The sequence below is a fragment of the Ramlibacter henchirensis genome, from assembly GCF_004682015.1.
Classification (GTDB): Bacteria; Pseudomonadota; Gammaproteobacteria; order Burkholderiales; family Burkholderiaceae_C; genus Ramlibacter; species Ramlibacter henchirensis.
This window is the reverse complement of record NZ_SMLM01000001.1, coordinates 478,019-498,777: the sequence shown is the minus strand read 5'-3', so window position 1 is coordinate 498,777 and position 20,759 is coordinate 478,019. Positions and strand designations below refer to the sequence as shown.

18 protein-coding genes are annotated in these 20,759 nt (G+C 69.4%); 8 read left to right on the top strand and 10 right to left on the bottom strand.

What is annotated here, in order from left to right:
• Nucleotides 1-7: 7 nt before the first annotated feature.
• Nucleotides 8-1,891: a PAS domain-containing hybrid sensor histidine kinase/response regulator gene (locus EZ313_RS02495; RefSeq protein ID WP_167772475.1), complete on the bottom strand. Its 1,884-nt coding sequence runs from the start codon at nt 1,889-1,891 to the stop codon at nt 8-10.
• Nucleotides 1,892-2,133: 242 nt separating this feature from the next.
• On the opposite strand from EZ313_RS02495, the gene EZ313_RS02490 reads away from it, so the two are divergent.
• The 4 genes from EZ313_RS02490 to EZ313_RS02475 are packed head-to-tail and all read left to right on the top strand — an operon-like array spanning nt 2,134 to nt 5,196.
• Nucleotides 2,134-3,402, top strand: coding sequence for a c-type cytochrome (locus EZ313_RS02490; RefSeq protein ID WP_135261642.1), 1,269 nt, complete (start codon nt 2,134-2,136; stop codon nt 3,400-3,402).
• A 14-nt stretch (nt 3,403-3,416) separates the two neighbouring features.
• Nucleotides 3,417-4,148, top strand: a complete 732-nt coding sequence (locus EZ313_RS02485; protein WP_135261641.1) for an RNA polymerase sigma factor — start codon at nt 3,417-3,419, stop codon at nt 4,146-4,148.
• Between the two features lie 49 nt (nt 4,149-4,197).
• Complete coding sequence (locus tag EZ313_RS02480) at nt 4,198-4,779, top strand: ferritin-like domain-containing protein (protein ID WP_135261640.1); 582 nt, start codon at nt 4,198-4,200, stop codon at nt 4,777-4,779.
• Nucleotides 4,780-4,791: 12 nt separating this feature from the next.
• The gene (locus EZ313_RS02475; protein WP_135261639.1) at nt 4,792-5,196 is read left to right on the top strand and encodes a c-type cytochrome; all 405 of its coding nucleotides are present in this window, start codon (nt 4,792-4,794) and stop codon (nt 5,194-5,196) included.
• A 38-nt stretch (nt 5,197-5,234) separates the two neighbouring features.
• On the opposite strand, the gene EZ313_RS02470 is transcribed toward EZ313_RS02475, so the two are convergent.
• The 9 genes from EZ313_RS02470 to EZ313_RS02425 all read right to left on the bottom strand — a co-directional run bounded on the left by EZ313_RS02470 (nt 5,235) and on the right by EZ313_RS02425 (nt 16,384).
• The gene (locus EZ313_RS02470) at nt 5,235-5,630 is read right to left on the bottom strand and encodes a DUF6766 family protein (protein WP_135261638.1); all 396 of its coding nucleotides are present in this window, start codon (nt 5,628-5,630) and stop codon (nt 5,235-5,237) included.
• A 153-nt stretch (nt 5,631-5,783) separates the two neighbouring features.
• A complete protein-coding gene (locus EZ313_RS02465; protein WP_338106280.1) occupies nt 5,784-7,211 on the bottom strand; it encodes an erythromycin esterase family protein in 1,428 nt (475 codons plus the stop codon).
• 81 nt (nt 7,212-7,292) lie between these two features.
• The gene (locus tag EZ313_RS02460) at nt 7,293-8,477 is read right to left on the bottom strand and encodes an SGNH/GDSL hydrolase family protein (RefSeq protein ID WP_135261637.1); all 1,185 of its coding nucleotides are present in this window, start codon (nt 8,475-8,477) and stop codon (nt 7,293-7,295) included.
• A gap of 4 nt (nt 8,478-8,481) precedes the next feature.
• Entirely contained in the window at nt 8,482-9,042 is a 561-nt protein-coding gene (locus tag EZ313_RS02455; RefSeq protein WP_135261636.1) for a DUF4136 domain-containing protein, read from the bottom strand.
• A 139-nt stretch (nt 9,043-9,181) separates the two neighbouring features.
• Nucleotides 9,182-9,679, bottom strand: coding sequence for a hypothetical protein (locus EZ313_RS02450; RefSeq protein ID WP_135261635.1), 498 nt, complete (start codon nt 9,677-9,679; stop codon nt 9,182-9,184).
• Nucleotides 9,680-9,796: 117 nt separating this feature from the next.
• Nucleotides 9,797-11,515 carry a tannase/feruloyl esterase family alpha/beta hydrolase gene (locus EZ313_RS02445; protein WP_135261634.1) on the bottom strand — a complete coding sequence of 573 codons (1,719 nt, stop codon included), beginning with the start codon at nt 11,513-11,515 and terminating at the stop codon, nt 9,797-9,799.
• 94 nt (nt 11,516-11,609) lie between these two features.
• Nucleotides 11,610-12,686: a sialidase family protein gene (locus tag EZ313_RS02440; protein WP_135261633.1), complete on the bottom strand. Its 1,077-nt coding sequence runs from the start codon at nt 12,684-12,686 to the stop codon at nt 11,610-11,612.
• Nucleotides 12,687-13,328: 642 nt separating this feature from the next.
• Nucleotides 13,329-15,380, bottom strand: coding sequence for an elongation factor G (gene fusA, locus EZ313_RS02430; RefSeq protein WP_135261631.1), 2,052 nt, complete (start codon nt 15,378-15,380; stop codon nt 13,329-13,331).
• A 104-nt stretch (nt 15,381-15,484) separates the two neighbouring features.
• Nucleotides 15,485-16,384, bottom strand: a complete 900-nt coding sequence (locus EZ313_RS02425) for a LysR substrate-binding domain-containing protein (protein ID WP_135261630.1) — start codon at nt 16,382-16,384, stop codon at nt 15,485-15,487.
• 108 nt (nt 16,385-16,492) lie between these two features.
• Here EZ313_RS02425 and EZ313_RS02420 point away from each other — a divergent pair, with 108 nt between their 5' ends.
• From EZ313_RS02420 to EZ313_RS02405, 4 genes are all read left to right on the top strand, one after another.
• Nucleotides 16,493-17,485: a Bug family tripartite tricarboxylate transporter substrate binding protein gene (locus tag EZ313_RS02420; RefSeq protein WP_240788505.1), complete on the top strand. Its 993-nt coding sequence runs from the start codon at nt 16,493-16,495 to the stop codon at nt 17,483-17,485.
• Between the two features lie 8 nt (nt 17,486-17,493).
• Nucleotides 17,494-18,426, top strand: a complete 933-nt coding sequence (gene kce / locus EZ313_RS02415) for a 3,5-dioxohexanoate:acetyl-CoA acetone transferase (RefSeq protein WP_135261629.1) — start codon at nt 17,494-17,496, stop codon at nt 18,424-18,426.
• A gap of 22 nt (nt 18,427-18,448) precedes the next feature.
• Entirely contained in the window at nt 18,449-19,789 is a 1,341-nt protein-coding gene (locus EZ313_RS02410) for a Rieske 2Fe-2S domain-containing protein (protein ID WP_135261628.1), read from the top strand.
• Between the two features lie 168 nt (nt 19,790-19,957).
• The gene (locus EZ313_RS02405; protein ID WP_135261627.1) at nt 19,958-20,749 is read left to right on the top strand and encodes an SDR family oxidoreductase; all 792 of its coding nucleotides are present in this window, start codon (nt 19,958-19,960) and stop codon (nt 20,747-20,749) included.
• The last annotated feature ends 10 nt before the right edge of the window (nt 20,750-20,759 follow it).

Below are 20,759 nucleotides of genomic sequence, written 5' to 3'. Positions count from 1 at the left end.
GCGGCACTCACGAGTTGCGCCGGCTCTCCTCCCTGGCCGCGTTCGCCTCGACCAGCGACAGCGCCTGGTCGAGTGACTGCTGTGTCAACGGCTTGACGAGGTGGAGGTCGAACCCCGCCTCGCGGGTGCGCTCCCGGTCCGCCGGCTGGCCCCATCCGGTCAGCGCGACCAGCCGGATTCGCGCACCGGCCGCGCGGATCCTCCGCGCCGCATCGAGCCCGTCCATCACGGGCATTCCAAGGTCCAGCAGCGCGAGCTGCGGGCCCTTCGCGATCGCATGCTCGACCGCTTCCAGGCCGTTGGCGGCGGTGACCACCTCGTGGCCGTCCGCTTGCAGCAGGAAGGCCAGCGACTCGGCCGCGTCGAGGTTGTCGTCCGCGACCAGGATGCGCAACGGCCCGCGCCGCGGGCGCTCGGCATCGTGCCGACCCGACCCGGCGCGCGCGCCATCCACCCGGGGCAGCCGCACGCAGAAGCGGCTGCCCTGTCCCGAGCCCGGGCTCTCCACCCACACCGCGCCGCCGTGCATGTGCACCAGGCTCTCGACCAGCGACAGCCCGATGCCGAGCCCGCCCTCGAAGTGGCTCTGGTGATCGCGCACCTGGGTGAACAGGCGGAACACGCGTTCCTGCTGCCCGGCCGGGATGCCGATGCCGTTGTCGGTGACGCTGACCACCACTTCCGCCGGCTGCGGGGCTAGGTGCAGCCGGATCTGCCCGCCGGCGGGCGTGTACTTCGCCGCATTCGACAGCAGGTTGGAGAACACCTGCGCGAGCCGGTCGAGGTCGCCCTCGACGTGCACTTCCTCGCCCGGAACATCGACCTGCAGCCGGTGCTGCTTGGCTTCCATCGCGGCATGCGTGGCTTCGATGCTGCGGGCCAGCACCTCGCGCAGCGCGATCACCTGCCGCTCGACCCGCACCTTGCCCGACGTGATGCGCGCCACGTCCAGCAGGTCGTCGACGAGGCGGACCAGGTGGCCGAGCTGCCGCTCCATCATCTGCACCGTCCTTTGCACCGGTGCCTCCGCCGGGGAGGACAGCCGCATGATCTGCAGGCCGTTGCGCAGCGGCGCCAGCGGATTGCGCAGCTCGTGCGCGAGCGTCGCCAGGAACTCGTCCTTGCGGCGGTCGGCGTCGCGCAGCGCGGCTTCGGCCTTGCGGCGCTGGGTGACGTCGAGCACGAACTCCACCACCTCGTCGCCCACCTTGCGCGCGGCGAACAGGCCCCAGAAGCGCGACCCGTCCTTGCGGATGTATTCCTTCTCGTAAGGCGTGGCCTCGCCCAGGTTCGAGACCTCCCAGACCGCGACCTGCGAGGCCGCGTGGAATTCCGGCGGCGTGAATTCCTGCCAGGTCTTTCCGATCGCCTCCTCGCGCGTGTAGCCGGACATCTTCAGGAACCCGTCGTTCGTCTCCAGCAACGCGAACCCGGAGCCCCAGAACAGGACCCCGACCGTGTCGAGCCCGTACAGGCTGGCCAGCCGCTCCTGCACCTGCCGCTGCTCCGTGATGTCGCGCAGGCGGACCGCGACCACCGCCTGCGCGGGATCACCCACGCGGAAAGCGTGCAGGTCGAACCAGCGGCCGAGCGCCGCCGAGAAGTCGCTCACCTGCACCGACTCGCCGCTGGTGGCGACGTTGCCCAGGGCACGCATCCAGCGGTCCGACTGCCCCGGGGGCAGCTCGCTCCTGCGTTTGCCGCAGACGTCCTTCAGCCCGGTGTGTTGCTCGAAGCTCGCGTTGGTCTGCAGGAAGAGGAAGTCGACCGCGCGGCCGTCCTCGTCGAAGATCATCCGGACGATGCAGGCGCCTTCGTCGGTGGACTCGAAGAAAGCCCTGTAGGTCTCTTCGGCCAGCGCGCCCGGAAGCCCGTCTTCGTTGCGGTTCAAGGGCGAAGGGGAACTGGCTTGCATGGACTGCGGACACGGCCGGGACGCCATGCATCAGCAGGGCCCGGCGTCGTACGTTACCCAGCCTGCGCCCGCCGTCTGTAGTCCCGGTTCGATGGACGCCCGCCGTCGATTCCGGGTTTCTCGCGATCGCGCTGCTGGGCAGTTGCCGCCCGCCGATCGATCGCTGTCACTTTTTCATGCGAGATGCATCCAACGCTGTATCGACATGGAGGTGCGACATGCGAAGCTCAAGCAAGACCCTGCCGCTGCTGGCTGCGGCAGCGCTGACGGCGCTTTTCGTTCCCGCCTGCGGAGGTGGCTCCGGCGGCGACCCGGCCGCGGGGCCGTCGCCGTCACCCGCACCCTCGGCCTCGGCCGGGCCCCAGGACACCTCCGCCGCGCAGGCGGAGCTGGTGGCCCAGGGCCGCCAGATCTTCCGCTTCGACACCTTCGGCGACGAGACCCGATGGACCGATACGCTGCGCATGCATGAGGTGATCGAGCAGGCCGTGTCGCCGAAGACCGCGCTCGCGGTCGGGCTCAAGGTCGACGCCGAAGCGATTCCTGCCGACGTCGCGGCTGCCATCCAGGCGGGCCAGGTCGACCTCGACAGCCCGGCCACCACGGTGGCGCTGATCAAGCTGAATGCAGTGGTCGGCATCAAGGGCGAAGTGGAAACCGTCAACGGCGTCGACCGGCTCAAGCGCGTCGGCATCACCTGCGCCTTGTGCCACTCGACGGTGGACGACTCGTTCGCCAAGGGCATCGGCAAGCGCCTGGACGGCTGGGCGAACCGTGACCTCGACCCGGGCGCGATCATCGCGCTGTCGCCGTCGCTCGATGCGGCCAGGAAGGCCGTCTACAACTCCTGGGGCAAGGGGAAGTACGACCCGCGCTTCAACGTCGACGGCGTTAGCAATCCTGTCGTGATCCCGCCGGCCTACGGCCTGCAGGGCATCAACAAGGTGACGTTCACGGGCGACGGCGACGAGCCCGCCTACTGGAACCGCTACGTCGGCGTGGTGCAGATGGGGGGCCACGGAAGCTTCAGCGAGCCGCGCCTGGGCGTGAACATCACGAACGGAACCGACGACCTGATCTCGAGCAAGCTCCCGGCGCTGCAGGCCTACCAGCTGTCGCTGGCCCCGCCCGCGGCCCCGGTCGGATCGTTCGACGTGTCGGCCGCCGCCCGAGGGCAGACGCTGTTCGCGGGCGCGGCGCAATGCGCCACCTGCCACAGCGGCGCGCTGTTCACCGACGCGAATTCGCGCCTGCATCCGCCTTCCGCTTCGATGGCCGAACCCGAGACCCCGAGCTACGCCAGCCGCTCGGCAACCAAGCAGTACCGCACCACGCCCCTGCGCGGCCTGTGGCAGCACGCGCCCTACTTCCACGACGGTTCCGCGGCCACGCCGGAGGATGTCGTCGACCGCTACAACCAGCGGCTGAACCTGGGCCTGACGCCCCAGGACATCCAGGACGTGGCCCAGTACCTCAAGTCGCTGTAAGGCGGAACCCACCCATGAACGAGCAGATTCGACACCTGCCGGCGCCCGAGGCTGCGCCCCCGCATGTCCGCGATGAGCAACTGCTGTCGGACCTGCGATCGGGCCGGGCGGACGCCTTCGCGCAGCTCATGCGCCGCTACAACCGCATGCTGTTCCGCGCCGCGCGAGGCATCGTCGCCGACGACGCCGAGGCCCAGGACGCGGTACAGGAAGGCTACCTGCGCGCCTTCCTTGCGCTGGACAGCTACCGCGGCGAGTCGAGCCTGCGCACCTGGCTGACCCGCATCGTCATCAACCAGGCGCTGGGCCAGCAACGCAGACTGGGGAGAGTCGTTTTCCTGGACGAGACCTTCCCCGAGGACGAGGAGGGCGCGATGTCCGAACAGACTCCCGGCCGCCTGGGCGGCATCGATCCTTCGACGCCCGAGGATGCGGCCTCCAACAGCGAACTGCGGCGACAGCTCGAAGCCGCCATCGACCTGCTGCCGCCGATCTACCGCTGCGTGTTCATCCTGCGCGCGGTCGAGGGCCTCAGCGTCGAGGACACGGCATCGAGCCTGCGCGTGTCGGCCGACGTGGTGAAGACGCGCTACCTGCGCGCCCGCGGGATGCTGCGCCTGCAGCTGGACACCGGCGCGGCCGAGCCGCTGTCGAACCTGCATGACTTCCGCGGCGCGCGCTGCGACGAGATGGTCCGGCAGGTGCTCGCGAAGCTGCGTGCCTGCGGCGTCGTCCGCGATCAATAGACCCCCCGATTTCCAACGTCCCACTTCCACAGCCCCCACAGGAGCGACCATGAACCACGGCAAGGAACCTTCTTTCTTCAACTCGTCGCGCAGGGAGTCCCTGTTCGGCGCCGCGGCGGTCCTGTCCGCGGGCGCGGTCGCCATCCTGGCCGGACGCGATGTGCTGGCCCAGGGCATGAAGGCCGGCGCACCGGCCGAGGCCGACGTGCGCATCCTCAACACCGCGCGGGCCGCCGAGCTCGAAGCGATCGCCGCCTACCAGCTGGGCGCCGAAAGCGGCCTGCTGGGCGCGCAGGCCAAGGCCCTCGCGCTCGAGTTCCAGGGCCACCACAAGGAGCATGCCGACGTGCTGGCGAGCACGGTGCGCAAACTCGGTGGCCAGCCGGCCGAGCCGAAGGCGCGCTACGCGTTCGCGACCGACAAGCTGAAGGCCGAGGTCGACGTGCTGCGCTTCGCGGCGGGCCTGGAGCGCGGCGCCGTCTCCGCCTACCTCAATGCCGTGCCGCTGTTCCAGGACCGCGCGCTGTCGCAGGCCGCCGCCAGCATCCTGGGCGACGAAGCCATGCACTGGGCGATCTTCCGGCAGGTGCTGGGCGAGAAACCCGTCGTGCCCGGCGCTTTCATGTCCTGAGGCCGGCAGGAGGTGCGCACGCTCGCCCGCCCGATCTGCCTGGCCGGCGCACTCGCCCTCTGCGGGCCGCTGTTCGCCGCCGACCCGGGCCTGCTGGCCCGCGGCGAACAGGTCTATGGCCGCTGCGCCGCCTGCCATTCGATCGAGCAGCACAGGACCGGCCCGGCGCACTGCGGCCTCTTCGGCCGCAAGGCGGGCACGGCGCCGGGATTCGGCGACTACTCCGCCGCGATGAAGAAGTCGGGCATCGTGTGGGATCCGTCGTCGCTGGCGCGCTTCCTCGCCGACCCGATGGCGACGGTGCCGGGCACCACGATGACCTACCTCGGCGTGCCCGATCCCAAGGACCGCGAGGCGCTGCTCGCGTGGCTGCGCCAGGCCGCGCAGCCGAACAAGACCTGCTCGCTGCCGCGCTGAGGAGAGCGTCAGGGCGAAAGGTCAGGCGGCCGGGAGGACTACTCCAGCCTCGGCCCGACGTAGCGGCCCGGGTACTTCTGGTCGAGCTGCTGGATCAGCGCGTCGGCGCCTTGCGGATCCAGGCGCTTGAGGATCGCATCGAGCTTGTCCTCGAAGCGGTCGTCCTCTTCCTTGGACTGCGGGGAGCCGAGGTAGAGGAAGTACGTCAGTCCCATCACCTGCCACAACAGCTGCAGGAACTCGGACTGCCAGTTCTCCAGCGTGTCGCGCGACATTTGCACGAAGTACTGCATGAACTCCGGCGGCTGGTTGTGGGCCTGCTGCTCCTGGACGAACTCGACCCAGCCGAACAGCCAATGGCCGACCAGGCTGAACAGGAACAGCGCGACGGTGATCCAGCCGAAGCCGTATTTCTTCCACACGCTCATCTTCATGGCATCTCCTTCGGACGCGACTTCGAGGGTTACCCGTCCCTCGTTGGCGACGACGCTATCCGAAAGGATGAACGGCTGACGTAGGCGTTGCTCAGTAACGCGCGCAGGAATACGCCTGAGATTCGAGCGCGGCCGTGGCGGCCGCTGCCGCGCTCACACGCCCGAAGGGAAGGTCTCGGGGGCTTCGATGCCGGTCCAGGCCCCTTCCGGGTCGAGCGGCTCCAGCGCATGGGTCTCGTCGATGTGGATCATCGCGTCGAACTGGTCCGCGAGGCGCGTGTCGAAGTAGTGGCTCTGGCGCTCCGTCTCCGGACGGTAGATCACGCCGATGGCGCGCTGCAGCCGCCGCTTGTTGGCGACCGGCCTCAACGCCTCGTTGCCCCGCAGCGGCAGCATGAATCCATCCATGCCGACGCAGTGGAACGCGTCTTCCCAGCTGCCGGGCAGACCGTCGCGAACGCGCTTGCGCTGCGCCGGCTCGTCCCAGTCGTTTGCCGCCGTGACCCAGCCCCTGTGCGTGCTGAAGCCCACCAGCACGGCGTCGGCCGCATAGCGGTCGCGCATCAGCTGGCCGACGTTCCACTCGCCCAGCTCGCCCATCTGCGTCGCACTGGCGTCGCCCAGGTGCGAGTTGTGCGCCCACAGGGCCATGCGCGAGGGCGCACCGGTCGCGCCCAGGTGCCGGTCGAGGGCCTGCACCGTCTCCAGCATGTGGCTGTCCCGCAGATTCCAGGACGACACGCGGCCGCGGAACATGGTCCGGTAGTACTCCTCCGCGTTGCGCACCAGCCGGGCGTTCTGCTGGGCGAAGAACAGCTCGTCGTTGTCGGCGCCGCCTGCGCCGGGCGGCGTGGTCGCCACCAGCCGGTTCATGTCGCGCAGCTGCTGGACGGCCTCGTCCTCGCAGCTGGGGCTCAGGCCATGGCTGGCGCCGTAGCCGTAGGACTGGCTGTCCTGGTCCGCATGGTCGAAGCATGCATAGCGCGCCCGTGCCTTGCGCGCCTGGTCGGGGTCGACGCGGTCGAGGTACTGCAGCACCACCTGGATCGACCCGTACAGGCTGTAGAGGTCCATGCCGTAGAAGCCCACCTGCCGCGCGAGAGGGCGGCCGCGGTTGAACTCGCGCAGCCACTCGATGAAGTCACGCACTTCGGTGTTGCGCCACATCCAGGCGGGGAATCGCTGGAAGCCCGAGAGCGCCGACACGGCATCGGGATCGTCGGAGCGCCCCCGCACATAGCGGTTGACTCGCCACGCGTCCGGCCAGTCGGCCTCCACCACCACGGCGGTGAAGCCCCGTTCGGTGATCAGCCGCCGCGTGATTCGGATCCGCTCGCGATAGAACTCGGCCGTGCCGTGCGACGCCTCGCCCAGGAGAGCGAAGCGTGCGTTGCCGATCATCCCGAGCAGCGCGTCATGGTCGCTCGCGCCGCCGGACAGCGGCAGCAGGTGCGGGCGCAGCGCGTCGATCAGCGTGCCCTCGGACCGCAGGCCTTGCATCACCGTGGGTTCCTCCATGGGACGGTCGCCGTCGGCGCCGAACGAGCGCTCGCGGCCCGATCCACCATAGCCCGCGCGCATGCCGCGTCTGTCTTCCGAGGGGCTGCGGGCTTGTAGGAGATCGCCACCCGGCGCCGCTTTGATGAGGCGAAGGTGCGTCGCCTAGCGCCAGCCGGCCTGAACGAGCGCGCGGCTCACCGTTGCGGCGAGCAGCTCATGGCCGCGCGGCGAAGGATGGAACTCGTCGGAGTAGTACCAGGTCTTCCACCAGCCCGGCGCGAGCCCGGCGACGCGCGGCGAGCCGTCGAGGGCGGCATCCGTGCAGGCGGGGAAGTCGCCGGGCGGGCAGGATTCGTCGCTGGCGTTGGTGAGTCCGAACGCGGCGGGATTGGCCGCATGCGCAGTGAAGTCCTCGAAGTACGGCACCACCACGACGCGCGGCTCGCCGGCCGCGAGCCTCGCGAGCTCGGCGTTGAAGCCGGCGATCCATTGCCGCAGCGCCGTCTGGAAGGCCGTGGCCGCCGGCGCGCCTTCGACGGCCGCGAGCTCGGCCACGATGCTCCTGAAGCGAGGGGTGAGCGTGATGTCGGGCACGTTGACCACAGCGACGCGAGCAGCGCCCTTGTCCAGCGTGTTGGCCTTCACGGTGGTCCAGTAGGTCTGCGCCAGCCGCTGCATGTACAGGCCCGCGGCGACCGCCTCGCCGTCCGATTGCGCGAGCGCCTGCGCAATGGTGGAGGCGTCGAGTTGTTGCGACAGCAGGGCCAGGTACGTCGTCCGCCCCGCGCCGCCGGCGCGAGCGCCGAGGTAGGCATCCGCCAGGCCGGCTGCGTCATTGCCGCCGGCGTCCACCACGAACAGGTCGCCCGCTCCCCAACCGCCGCCATTGGATTCCACCGCCTTTTCGAGCTGGTGCTCCAGCGACAGCGGCACTGCGCCGCCGCCCCTCGTGACCGGGTTGACGATGCTCGCGCCGCCCACCGCGAAATTGGTGCAGCCTTCGTTGGTCCTGAACGCCAGGCCATTGCTGCTGGAAAAGAAGTTGCACTGGGGGCCGGCGCCCAGTTCGCCGGCAAGGATCTCCGGGTAGACCGGATAACCCTGGCCCGGGTTGGCCGCGTTCTGCACCGTCGCCTTCAGGCCGAAAGTGCCGACATCGGCGAGGCTGTCGCCCGCCACGAACAGGCGCGAGACAGGGGCGCCCGATGCCGCCAGCGGCGCCGGCGAGGGCGCCGGACTGCCGCCATCGCCACCGCCGCCTCCGCAGCCCACACCGGCCGTCACCGCGATCGCCGCCAGCGCCGCGGCGAACGTCCGTCGCATGAAGCCCGGCGCCGTGGCGTTCATCGACTCAGTAGCTCGCCAGCGGAACCTGCCGCATGCCGGGCGCCGCGTTCGGGAAGTCACGCAGCGCCGCTTCCAGCAGCGACGCCGCGCTCGCGCCGCCGCTGGCCTGCGACTGGAAAACCACCTGGCCGGTCGCCACGTCGCGCATCTGCACGTCGACGCGTTGCGATGACTGCGCGCCGAATCCGCCGATCGGGAAACCGAGCCCGATGCCGACGCCGCTGTGGCGGCCGCTGCTGCCGAGGCCGATGCCCACGGACGACCCGCCCCAGCCGGAGCCGGCTGCGTAGGTTTCCTGGCTGACCGCGAGCTGAACGGCCAGGCGCGGCGAGGCGTCGTCGCGCCGCAGCCCCGCGCGTGCGAGCAGCGCGTCCGCGGCCGCCTCCAGTTCGCCTTGCCGGGCCGCCTGCGACGGCAGGCGCTCGTAGCGGTACGTCGAGCCGGGCGCCACTTGCGGCTGGCTGGTGAAGACCTGCACGGTGGCCGGGGGTGGCGTGCTGGCGCAGCCGGCCAGCACGCCGGCCAGCGGCAGTGCAAGCAGATGGCGGCGTCGCAACGCGTTCATGTCGGCAATACTCGCGCCGCGCCGACGAGCGCCTTGTAGGACCGCAGCCGCTTCGTCGAGCAGGACGCTCGCGAAATCGCGGAGGGTATTGAAGAGAGAACAGAACACAGAGTGCCTCTGTGTTCTGTCCGCTGCCGCCTCAGCGCTTCGGGATCCCGGCCGCGAACCAGACCGGCGCGGCCGCGGTCGTGGGCACGTTCACGATCAGCAGCACGGGGGTGTTGCAGGGGTTCGGCGGACGCGGCGTGAGGAAACCGCCAAGGCGGAAATCGCCTTCCGCATCCAGCGCATCGGTTTCGTCCGAATCGTGCGGCACGCCCGCGCAGAACAGGCGGGCGCGCACCGTCTGTCCGCCCGGCGTGCCGATGCCGTTGCCGCCGGCCAGCAGCAGGCCACGGCCGTCCACGCGGATGCGGCCGTCCACCTGCACGTCCGCGCTGAGCCGCTCGATCACCCACGGACGGCCTCCGGGGTTCACGTCGAACACATTGTTCGGCGCGCCTGCGGCCGCGAGCGGCTGCGAGCCGATGCCGCCCCGGAACCGCGCGAGCGGATCGTCGGCCAGCGCGACGCTCGCATGGAAGAGGGAAATGCCGACGACGGCCGCCAGCCGGGCCAGGGGAGCGAAGCGAGCCATACAGTCTCCTTGACGTCGTGCGAAACGCACTCACCGGATGAACGCCGGGGCAGGCCCGGGCATTTCATGCGGATACAAGTCGCCGACGTCGTTACGAGACCGCGCTGGACCGTCCGCTTACTGCTGCACGTACTTCAGGTCGTCCCGCGGCACGCAGGTGAAGCTCGACGCCTGCTGCGGATCGCCGCTGCCGTTGTAGCGCGGCCAGGCCGGGAAGCGGCAGGCGGGCATGGAACGGATGAAGCGCATGTCCGCGATCGCCAGGTCGTAGCCCACCGGCGCGTCCGGCGGCGTGACGCCGCGCAGCACCCAGTCCTCCATCATGGCCAGCGCATTCACCTGGCTGGTGTTGCCCGCGTTGTGGCTGCCACCCGGCGGCACGTACAGACGCATGAAGGAGTCGGTGCGAGCCTGCCCGAGCCTGGCGACGACGCTGCCGTAGTACTCGGCGGCCATGGTGAGCGGCGCCGCGTTGTCGGCCGAGGGATGCACCACGATCATCTTCCCGCCGCGCGACGCGAAGCGAGAAAGGTCGGGATCGGTCGCATCGAACATCTGCGACAGCTGCATGATTCGCGCGGCATGCGGACGCGGGTCGAAGTTGTAGGGATCGAAGTCGTCGCGCTGCACGATGGTGTGCCGGATGAGGAAGGCGCCGAAGTTGAGGATGGCGCCGCGCCGCGGCTCGAAGCCCATGCCCGGCGGCAGCGGGCGCGTCGGCGCCTCGGTGCCGATCGCATAGAACGACCACTGCCAGGGCGCGCCGTCCTCGTCGCCCGTCACGCCGAAGCCGGGAACGCGCGTGATGCCGTTGGCGAACGGCACGCCGATCGCGCGGGGTTCGCGCAGCGCGTTCACGGCGCCCACTTGCGCCGGTGTGAGGCAGCTGCCGGCGGCCTGGCCGGCTGCGCATTGCAGCTGCGCCGCGTCGTTGGGGCATTCCAGGTACTTCGCGACGATACCGTCGCGCAACCCGTCCGCCGCATCGCAGCTCGCGCGCGTGCGGTCGGCCACCAGCTTGATCGCGCGCGCATCGAGCATGCCGCCGTCGATCAGCTTGTCGCGCACGTTGTTGTCGAACAGGTGGATCGCGTACCAGCTCAGCACGGGCGAAGTGGCGATGACGCCGTCGTAGTCGTCCGGGAACTTCTGGGCCGCGCGCATCGCCTCGCGACCACCGGCGGACTCGCCGCTGAAGAACACGTGCGTCGGCGCGCGGCCGTACGCGGCCTGGATCACGGCCATGGCGGCGTCGCGTGTCTTCTTGATCTCCTCGTAGGCCCAGTTGCGCATCGCCTCTTCGTTGCGCGTGAAGCGGAAGTCGCCGCGCACGTGGCCCTGGTCGCTGCCAAAGGTGGCGTAGCCCTGGGTGATCGGGTACGGCACGTTGAGCGGGTTGGGGTCGAAGCGGCCCGAAGCCTTGTTGCCCGGCGCCGTGATGACCACGCCGCCCAGGCCGCCGCCGCCCGACTGCAGCGCGCGGCCGTTCCAGTTGGTCAACGGCAGGTTGACGGCGAACTGCACCGGCGGTGCGGCGGGATCGACCGGCAGCACGCGGCCCTGCACCACGCAGCGCGGCGGGGTGGGCAGCAGGTGCTCGCCCTCCGCATCCTTGTACGGCGCGACTTCGGGGGCGCGCTGGGCCGTGGCGATCACCGCGCCGCCGGTGGGCAGCCCGATGCGCGAGGCGGGGATCGTCATGCCGGCGAGGGCTTCGCATTGCTGCAAGGGCACGGGCGTGGCGAGAGGCGCCTTGCTGGTGGGAAGCTGCGCACAGCCGGCGAGCGCGGTCAGCGCAGCGACGGTCAGGCCGTGTCGCGGATTCAAGTTCTTCATGCGCTTTTCCTGCGGTCGGCTTTGTTGGGCCGATCAGGATAGCGCCCCGTCGAAGAAGAAGGCCTCCTGCTCTCGAGAGCGGAGACCTGCTTTCTCACTGTTGTGCCAGCGTCGAGGTCGTCGAAGTGCCTGAAGGCGTCGAGCTCGTCGGAGTGATCAACGTCGTCGTGGTCGTTGTGGGCGTCGAGCTCGTCGGGGTCGTCGTAGTCGGCGGAGGAGGCGCAGTACCCGTCGAGAGGTAGATCTGCCCCGTGCCATTCGTCAGGAAGCGCCCGGCCGCCACCGCCATGCGAGTTGCGTCCGCATTCATCGTGATCGCGCGCCAGTCAGTGTCCGCAGCGGGCGTGCCGCCCACGTTGACCGGCAGAGGCGCGAAGCTCGTGCCGCCGTTGGTCGACAGCAGCACTTGGCCCGTCCCGGTGCCGCTCGGGTTGGAAAGGGTGGCACCAATCACGCCGCCGTCGGCGGACATGGCGATGGCCGTGTAGTCGCCCACCAGGTCGATCGCGCGCTCGAAGGTGATCCCGCTGTCCTTCGAAACGTAGATGCCGTTCCCTTCATTGCCGCCGAACAGGTTGCCCGCCATGGCAATGGTCAGCCCGTCGGCGGACACCTTCACGCGGTACCAGTTCTGGTCGAGGATGGGGTCGGCGCCGACGATCACGGCCAACGGGTTCCAGTTCAGGCCACCGTCGCGCGAGACGAAGACCACCGGGTCCTCTGCCACCGCCACGATCACATCGCCGCTGGCCGAGCTGTCGACCGAGCGCCAGCCCGCGCTGGTCGGCAGACCCGTGGGCGTGAGCCAGGTGACGGCGCCGGTCGCGCCCACGTCACCCACGATGACGGGACCATTGCGGATGGCAGCGACAACGCGGCTGCCGTCCTGCGTCAGCGTCACCGATTCGAATGACGGTCCCGGCGGCGCGGTCGAAACGGTCGCGGGCAACGCCACCGGAGTGAACGTCGTGCCGTTGTCCACGGACATGAACAGGCCGCCGCCCTGGAACTGCACTGCCGCAATGCGAGTGCCATCACCCGATACATCGGCGCCGATCCAGATGCCCGCGGTTGCCCCTGGGTTCTCGACCCAGGACTGCCCGCCGTCACGGGAGATGCTGAGGAAGCTCTGGGCGGCGAGTGGAGAGAGGTTCGCTTGGCCAGCCACCATGACCTGGCCGTCGTCACTCGAAGACAACCAATGCCAGACGTCCGACGGACCCGTGGCCGTGAAGCTTGTCCCGAGCGCCGCTGTGGGCGCCGGCGCCGGCACGGGTGCCGGTCCGGGTGCCGGTGCCGGACCAGGCGCGCCTGCAACAGGCCCAGGCGCGGCGACGGGCCCTTGCCCGGCCGCAGGCGCAGGCGCCGGCGGCGTGACGATCGTGGTATCCGAGTCGCCTCCGCCCCCGCAAGCACTCAGCCACAAAGCCGTGAACGCAAGCGACAGGCGCAGCCTGCTCTTCGTTGTCTCCTTCATTGATTGCTCCAGATGGTGGGTGCTGCCTTCTCATCGCCGGAATGGCCTGCTGCGCGAACGCAGCAACGCGCAGCCGGGCCACCATCCACCGCGAAGTCCGCGGAGCGAGCACCAATTTGCAAGCGCTGTGAACTGGCCGTGGCAGTCCCTGCGCTGCGTCAGTTCGAATGCGATGTGCCGAAGACGAGAACGACTCGAGCCTGCACCATCGATCGCGGCACATGAGCAGGCGCGGTAAACGCCGTCGGACGAGAAGCGACAAGGCCACATTTCGTGACCTCTTCAAGCTGCGGCCCGCGTGCGGCGTGGCCTGAGAGCACCACGCGCCGGAGCGCCCTACTCTTCCCTCGGCTTGTACTGCGCAGCCAGCTGCGCCTGCACGTTCGGCGGCACCGGCTCGTAGTGGCTGAACGCGAGCGTGAAGCTGCCCTGCCCGGCCGTGAGCGAGTTCAGCCGCGTCTGGTAGCTCGACAGCTCGGACAGCGGCGCCTGCGCGAGCACAGTCACCTGCCCGTCGGCGCCGGACTGCGTGCCGCTCACCTGCGCGCGGCGCGAGGCCAGGTCGCCGGTGATGTCGCCCAGGTCCTTGGAGGGAGCGCTGATCTCCACGTCGACGATGGGCTCCAGCACGCAGGGCTTCGCGGCCTGCACCGCGGCGATCAAGGCCTTGCGGCCGGCGGTGACGAACGCGATCTCCTTGCTGTCCACCGTGTGGTGCTTGCCGTCGTACACCGTCACCTTCAGGTCGACCACCTGGTGGCCCGTCAGCACGCCCTGCTCCATGGCCTGCCGCACGCCCTTCTCCACCGCGGGCATGAAGTTGCCCGGGATGGCGCCGCCCTTGACCTCGTCGTGGAATTCGAAGCCCGCGCCGCGCGGCAGCGGCTCGACACGCAGGAACACTTCGCCGAACTGGCCCGCGCCGCCGGTCTGCTTCTTGTGGCGGTGGTGCCCTTCGGCGTGCGCCCGGATGGTCTCGCGGTACGCGATGCGCGGCGGCCGGGTGTCGACCTGGCAGCCGTGCACTTCGGTCAGCCTCGCCAGCAGCGCGCGCAGGTGCAGCTCGCCCAGTCCGTACACCACCGTTTCCTTCGAACCGGGTGTCTGCTCGATCCGCAGGCACGGGTCCTCGCTCACGACTTTCTGCAGGATTTCATAGAGGCGCTGCTCGTCGCCGCGCCGCTTCGGCTCGATCGCCAGACCGTGCACCGGCACCGGGAACGGCAGCGGCTTCAGGTGCATGCGCGCGTCTTCGGCGGCGTCATGCAGCACCGCGTCGAAGTGCAGTTCCTCCACCTTCGCGATGGCGCAGATGTCGCCCGGCACCGCCTCCTGCACCCCCACCAGCTTGCCGCCCTGCAGCCGGAAGAGGTGCCCCACCTTGAAAGGGCGCCGGCCGTCTCCCACATAGAGCTGGCTGTCGCGCGTGATGGTGCCCTGGTGCACGCGCACCACGCCCAGCTTGCCGGCATAAGGGTCCTGCGTGATCTTGAAGACGTGCGCGAGCACGTGCTTGTCGGCGTCCGCCACCGAATGGACCGGCCGCGCCGCATCGCCCTCGCCTTCCAGGAACTCCGGCGGGTTGCTCTCCGTCGGGTCGGGCAGCAGCCGTTCGATGATGTCCAGCAGCTCGGGCACGCCCGCGCCGGTGCGCGACGAGACGAAGCAGATCGGCACCAGGTGGCCTTCTCGCAGCGCCTGCTCCAGCGTCGCGTGCAGCTCGGCAGGATCGACGTCGCCTTCCTCGAGGTAGCGCTCCACGAACGCCGGGTCGACTTCCACCACCTGCTCCATCAGGGCGCGGTGCGCATCCTCGATCGAGGAGAACACCGGCGGCGGCCCCTCGTGCCTGCCGGTCCAGAAGCAATCGAGAACGGTCTCGCCCGACTTCGAAGGCAGGTTGACGGGCAGGCACTCCTTGCCGAAGGCGGCCTGGATCTGCTCCACCAGCGCCTGGAAGTTGACGCCCGCGGAATCGATCTTGTTCACCACCACGATGCGGTCGCGCTCGCGCTGCCGCGCCCATTCCATCATGCGCGTCGCGGCGGGTTCGATGCCCGTCGACGCGTTGATGACGACGGCCGCGGTCTCCACCGCCTCCAGCGCCGGCAGCGACTGCCCCAGGAAGTCCGGCGCCCCGGGTGTGTCGACCAGGTGGGTGGTGATGCCGTTGTGCTCGAAGTGCACCAGGCTGCTGTTGAGCGAGCGCAGCCATCGCTTCTCCAGCGCGTCCCAGTCGCAGACGGTGCTGCCTTTTTCAATGCTGCCGGGCGCGCCGATGGCGCCGGCCTTCCACATCAAGGCTTCGACCAGGCTGGTCTTGCCTGAGCCGCTGGGACCGACGAGGGCCACGGTCCGCCGGGCGGCGATGTCACGATGAGCGGCCACGAGACACTCCTTTCGCAACGCAGGAGTCCATCGTACGGCAGGGGCTGGCTCAGGCGCAGCGCATCAGCGGCGCCCGCGAAAACTGTTTCTTGTCGAGCAGCCCATCAGGAGGCCTCGAAGCTCGCCGTGGCCTGCTTCAGCCACTCACCCAGCGTCCGGATCGATTCGGCCTGCGCCGAAACGCGCGGCGAGAGCAGCGCATAGGCCGTGGAGACCTGTCCTTCGGGATCGGCCAGCGCCTTCAGGCGCCCCGCGCGGATCTCCGTCTCGACCAACGCGATCGGGACCAGTGCGACGCCCAGCGAATCGAGTGCCGCCTGCAGCGCGAAGTACAGCTGCTCGAACTCGATCGTGGCCGCACCTTCCCGGCGCGGCACGCGGCGATTGCGCAGCCACTGCGGCCACGCCTCCGGCTCCGAGCGGGTGACGATCAAGGTGGCCCGCTCCAGGTCGGCGGGCGAACGCATCCGGTGCTGCTGCTGGTAGGCCGGGCTGCACACCGGCACCGAGCGTCCGTCGAGGAAGCGTTCGGCGATCACGCCCTTCGGGGTGCGCGCGATGCGCCGGATCGCGGCGTCGACCGGGTCGCGATCGAAATCGACCGGCTCGGTCGACGTGCTCAGCTCGATCCGAAGCCTGGGGTGCGCGTGGTGCAGCGCCGTCATGCGCGGGATCAGCCAGCGCATCGCCAGCGTGGGCGGCACGCTCACCCGCAGCGCGGACGTCGGCCCGGCCTGCCGCACCTGCGCGACCGCCGAACGCATCATCGCGAATGCGCTGCCCACGGCGCCCGCGAGCTGGGCACCTTCCTGCGTGAGTTTCAGGCCCCGCGATCCCCGGATGAAAAGGGCCGCGTGAAGCTCCTCCTCCAGGGCCGCGATCTGTCGGCTGACGGCGCCGTGCGTCACGTGCAGTTCCGCCGCGGCCGCGGTGAAACTCAGGTGGCGCGCCGCGGCGTCGAAGGCCTTCAGGCTGTTGAGCGGCGGCAGTCTCTGCATTGACATCGAGCGTGGGTGCAGCTGTGAGTTTTCCTCACATTGTCCGCCGAAAAGTCGATTGCCCGACTGCGGGCGCCGGCCGCAGCATTCGGCGATTACCAGGAGACAAGCCCCATGGAAGAGAGACGAGCCCCGGCCGTTTGCGGGCTGCGCAGGCGGGACCTGATGGCCGCCGCGCTCGGCGCCGCCGCGACCTCGGCCTTCGCGCAAGCGGACCGCATCGAAGGACCGCTGAAGATCGTGCTGCCCTTCGGCCCCGGCAGCGGCACCGACGTGTACGCGCGCATGGTGGCGCAGCATCTCTCCACGGCGCTCGGTGTGTCGGCGGTGATCGAGAACAGGCCCGGCGCCAACGGCATCCTCGCGGCGGAGTCGGTCGCTCGCGCCAAGCCGGACGGCAACACCCTGCTCTTCACGACCAACACCACGCACGCGGCCAACCCGCACCTGGTGAAGGACCTGCGCTACGACCCGGTGAAGGACTTCGCTCCCATCAGCCGGATGGGCAACCTTACGTTCTTCCTGCTGGTGCCGGCCAACAGCCCGTTCAGGACGCTGAAAGAGCTGGTGGAGGCTGCGCGCAAGGCGCCGAACACCATCAGCTACGGCGCGGCCAACAGCTTCGGCATCGTCTCGGGCAGCAAGCTGGGCAAGAACGCCGGCGTGCAGTTCCTGCGCGTGCCGTACAAGAGCTCGCCCAACATCACGACCGACATGCTCGGTGGGCAGATCCACTTCGCGTTCGTCGACCTCGCCGCGGCCTCGCCGCTGGTCAAGGGCGGCAAGATGCGGGCGCTGGCCGTGCTCTCGGACAAGCGCTTCCCCGCGCTCCCGGACGTGCCGACCATGTCCGAAGCCGGCTACCCCGGCTTCGACGTGGTCGCCTGGTTCGGCATGTTCGCGCCCGCCGGCACGCCGCAGCCCATCGTCGCCCGCCTCAATCGCGAACTGGTCGCGGTTCTCAACCGCCCGGACCTGCGCCAGAAGGGTGCCGAGCTCGGCATCGACATCTTCGGCAGCTCCCCGCGCGAACTGGAGGACTACGTCAAGTCGCAGATCGCGTTGTGGGGGCAGTTCACCGCTGACGCCGGCCTGAAGCCCGAGTGACGGCCCGCATGAAATCCTCTTCCAAGGTCATCATCACCTGCGCGGTCACCGGGTCCATCCACACCCCGAGCATGTCGCCGCACCTGCCGGTGACGCCGCAGGAAATCGCGGACGGGGCGCTCGGCGCCGCCGAGGCCGGCGCGGCCATCGTCCACCTGCATGCCCGCAACCCGCAGGACGGGCGGCCCGAGCAGACGACGGAAGCCTTCATGCGCTTCCTGCCGCAGATCAAGCGCGCCAGCGATGTCGTGGTGAACCTCACCACCGGCGGCGCGCCCACGATGAGCGTGGAAGAGCGGATGAAGCCCGCGGTGGAACTGCGGCCGGAAGTGGCTTCGCTGAACCTCGGCTCGATGAACTTCGGCCTTTACGAGATGCTGGACCGCTACAAGGAGTTCAGGCACGACTGGGAGCGCCCTTATCTCGAAGGCAGCGAGGACCGCATCTTCCGCAACACCTTCCGCGACATCGCCAATGTGCTGCAGGCGTGCAGCCAGAACGACACCCGCTTCGAGCTGGAGTGCTACGACATCGGGCACCTCTACACCGCGCAGCACTTCCTGCAGCGCGGGCTGCTGAAGCCGCCGCTGTTCGTGCAATCGGTGTTCGGGCTGCGCGGTGGGATCGGTTCGCATCCGGAGGACGTGATGCACATGAGCCGCACGGCCGACCGGCTGTTCGGCGACCAGTACTACTGGTCGGTGCTAGGCGCGGGCAGCGCGCAGATGCGCGTGGCCGTGCAATCGGCCGTGTTCGGCGGCCACGTTCGAGTGGGGCTGGAGGACAGCCTCTGGATCGGCCGCGGCAAGCTGGCCCGCAGCAACGCGGAACAGGTGATGAAGGTGCGGCGCATCCTGGAGGAGCTCGGGCTCGAAGTGGCGACACCGGCAGAGGCGCGCGCGCTGCTGCAGCTCAAGGGCCGCGACCAGGTGGGTTTCTAGACGCCGCTGAAGGGAAGCAAAGATGTTGAGCCGTGAAGACAACGAGGCGCTGACGCGCACCAACGCCGGCACGCCGATGGGCGAGCTGTTTCGCAGCTACTGGATCCCGGTGCTGCTGTCCGAGCAACTGCCCGAGCCCGACGGCGCGCCGGTGCGCATCAAGGTGCTCGGCGAGGAACTGATCGCCTTCCGCGACAGCGAAGGCCAGGTCGCCCTGGTCGAACCGCGCTGCCCGCACCGCGGCGCCAACCTGTTCTTCGGCCGCAACGAGGACGGCGGCATCCGCTGCGCCTTCCACGGCTGGAAGTTCAACGCGCGCGGCGAATGCCTGGACATGCCCACCATCCCGCCGGAGGTGGCGCCGCGCATGTGCGAGAAGGCGCGCATCAAGGCCTATCCGACGCGCGAGTGGGGCGACTTCGTCTGGGCCTACATGGGCAGCCGCCAGCCGGCGCCCGAGCTGCCGCAGATGGAGTTCGCGCTGGTGCCGCCTTCGCATCGCCACGTGTCCAAGAAGTTCCAGGAATGCAACTGGGCGCAGGCCGCGGAGGGCGGCGTGGACACCGCGCACTTCTCGTTCCTGCACCAGCCCGTGCTCACGTCCGACGAACAGCTGGCGGAGAAGGCGGCGCGCGCGACGCGCGGCTACTCGCAGAAGACCATGAGCCAGGACCACGTGAAGTGGATGCGCGACGACGCGCGCCCGCGCTACGAGGTGAAGAAGCATGGCAGCGGCCTGGTGCTGGGTGCTTCACGCCGCGCGTCGCCCGGCCAGCTCTACTGGCGCATCGCGCAGTACCTGATGCCCTGCCACGGCTACACGCCCAGCGCCACCGAAGGCCAGACCTACCACGGCCAGACCTGGGTGCCGATCGACGACGAGAACTGCTGGGTGTACGTGTACTCGTGGAACCCGACGCGGCCGCTCACCGACGAGGAGCGCCAGAGCTATCGCACCGGCGGCGCGGTGTATCCGGAGATGGACGGCAACTGGATGCCGACGCGCAACCGTTCCAACGACTACCTGATCGATCGCCGCATGCAGAAGTCCGAGAACTTCACCGGCATCGTCGGCGTGTCCGAACAGGACGCGGCCATCCAGGACAGCCAAGGGCGCATCGCGGACCGCACGCGCGAGCTGCTGGGCCCCACCGACATCGGCGTGGTGCAGTTCCGGCGCCTGATGCTGGATGCCGCCAAGACGCTCGCGGTCGGGGGCGTTCCCCTAGGCCTCGATGATGCCGCGGCCTACCGCGTGCGCGCCGGCGGCATCGTCGCGCCGGAGGAAGCGGATTTCGACCAGGTGATGGCCTTGCGGTTCGGCGACGAGCTTGGGCGGATCGACGCCGCTGTGCAGTCCTGAACTCCCGTACGCAGAGATCGCAGAAAGAACGCAGAAAGCGCAGAGAAGAATTTCGAAGGACATTTTTTCTGCGTTCTTTCTGCGTTTTCTGCGTACTGAGTTCTGTCTCGGACAAAGCGCTGCTGCACACCGTTAGAGTGCGGCCCATTCGGTCGCAAAGGAGTTCGGATGGATCTGCAACTGAAAGGCCTCCACGTCCTCGTGACCGGCGGCAGCCGGGGCATCGGTCTCGCCTGCGCGGAGTTGTTCCTGCAGGAAGGCGCGCGCGTCTCGCTCGTCGGCCGCTCGCAAGCCAACTTGGACAAGGCGCGCGCGGCGCTGGAGGCCAATGCGCCGGGCCGCGTCGCCTGCTTCGCAGCCGACTTGCAGAACGCGCAATCCGCACGCGAGGCGGTCGACGCGGCCGAGGCGCAGGTCGGGCCGGTCGACGTGCTGGTCAACTCCGCGGGCGCCGCACGCCGCACGCCTTTCAACGAGCTGACGCCCGAGGCCTGGCACGGCGCGATGGATGCGAAGTTCTTCAGCTACATCCATGTGATCGATCCCCTGGTCAAGCGCATGGGCGAGCGCGGCAAAGGCGTGATCGTCAACGTGATCGGCATGGGCGGCAAGGTGGCCACGCCGACGCACCTGGCCGGTGGTGCGGCGAATGCTGCGTTGATGCTGGCGACGGCGGGACTCGCAGCGGCGTGGGGACCCAACGGCGTGCGCGTGAACGCGGTGAATCCGGCCCTGACGCTGACCGAACGCATGGCCGAGGGCATCGCCGCCGATGCGCGATTGCGCGGCATGACGCCGGAAGAAGTCCTGAAGCAGGCGACCGCGCGGGCGCCGCTCGGCCGCCTGGCGACGCCGCAGGACATCGCGAACATGGTGGTGTTCCTCGCCTCGCCGAAGTCCGGCTATGTCTCGGGCGCGATCGTGTCGATGGACGGCGCGGCGACGCCGCTGGTCGTGTAGGAGCCAGCTC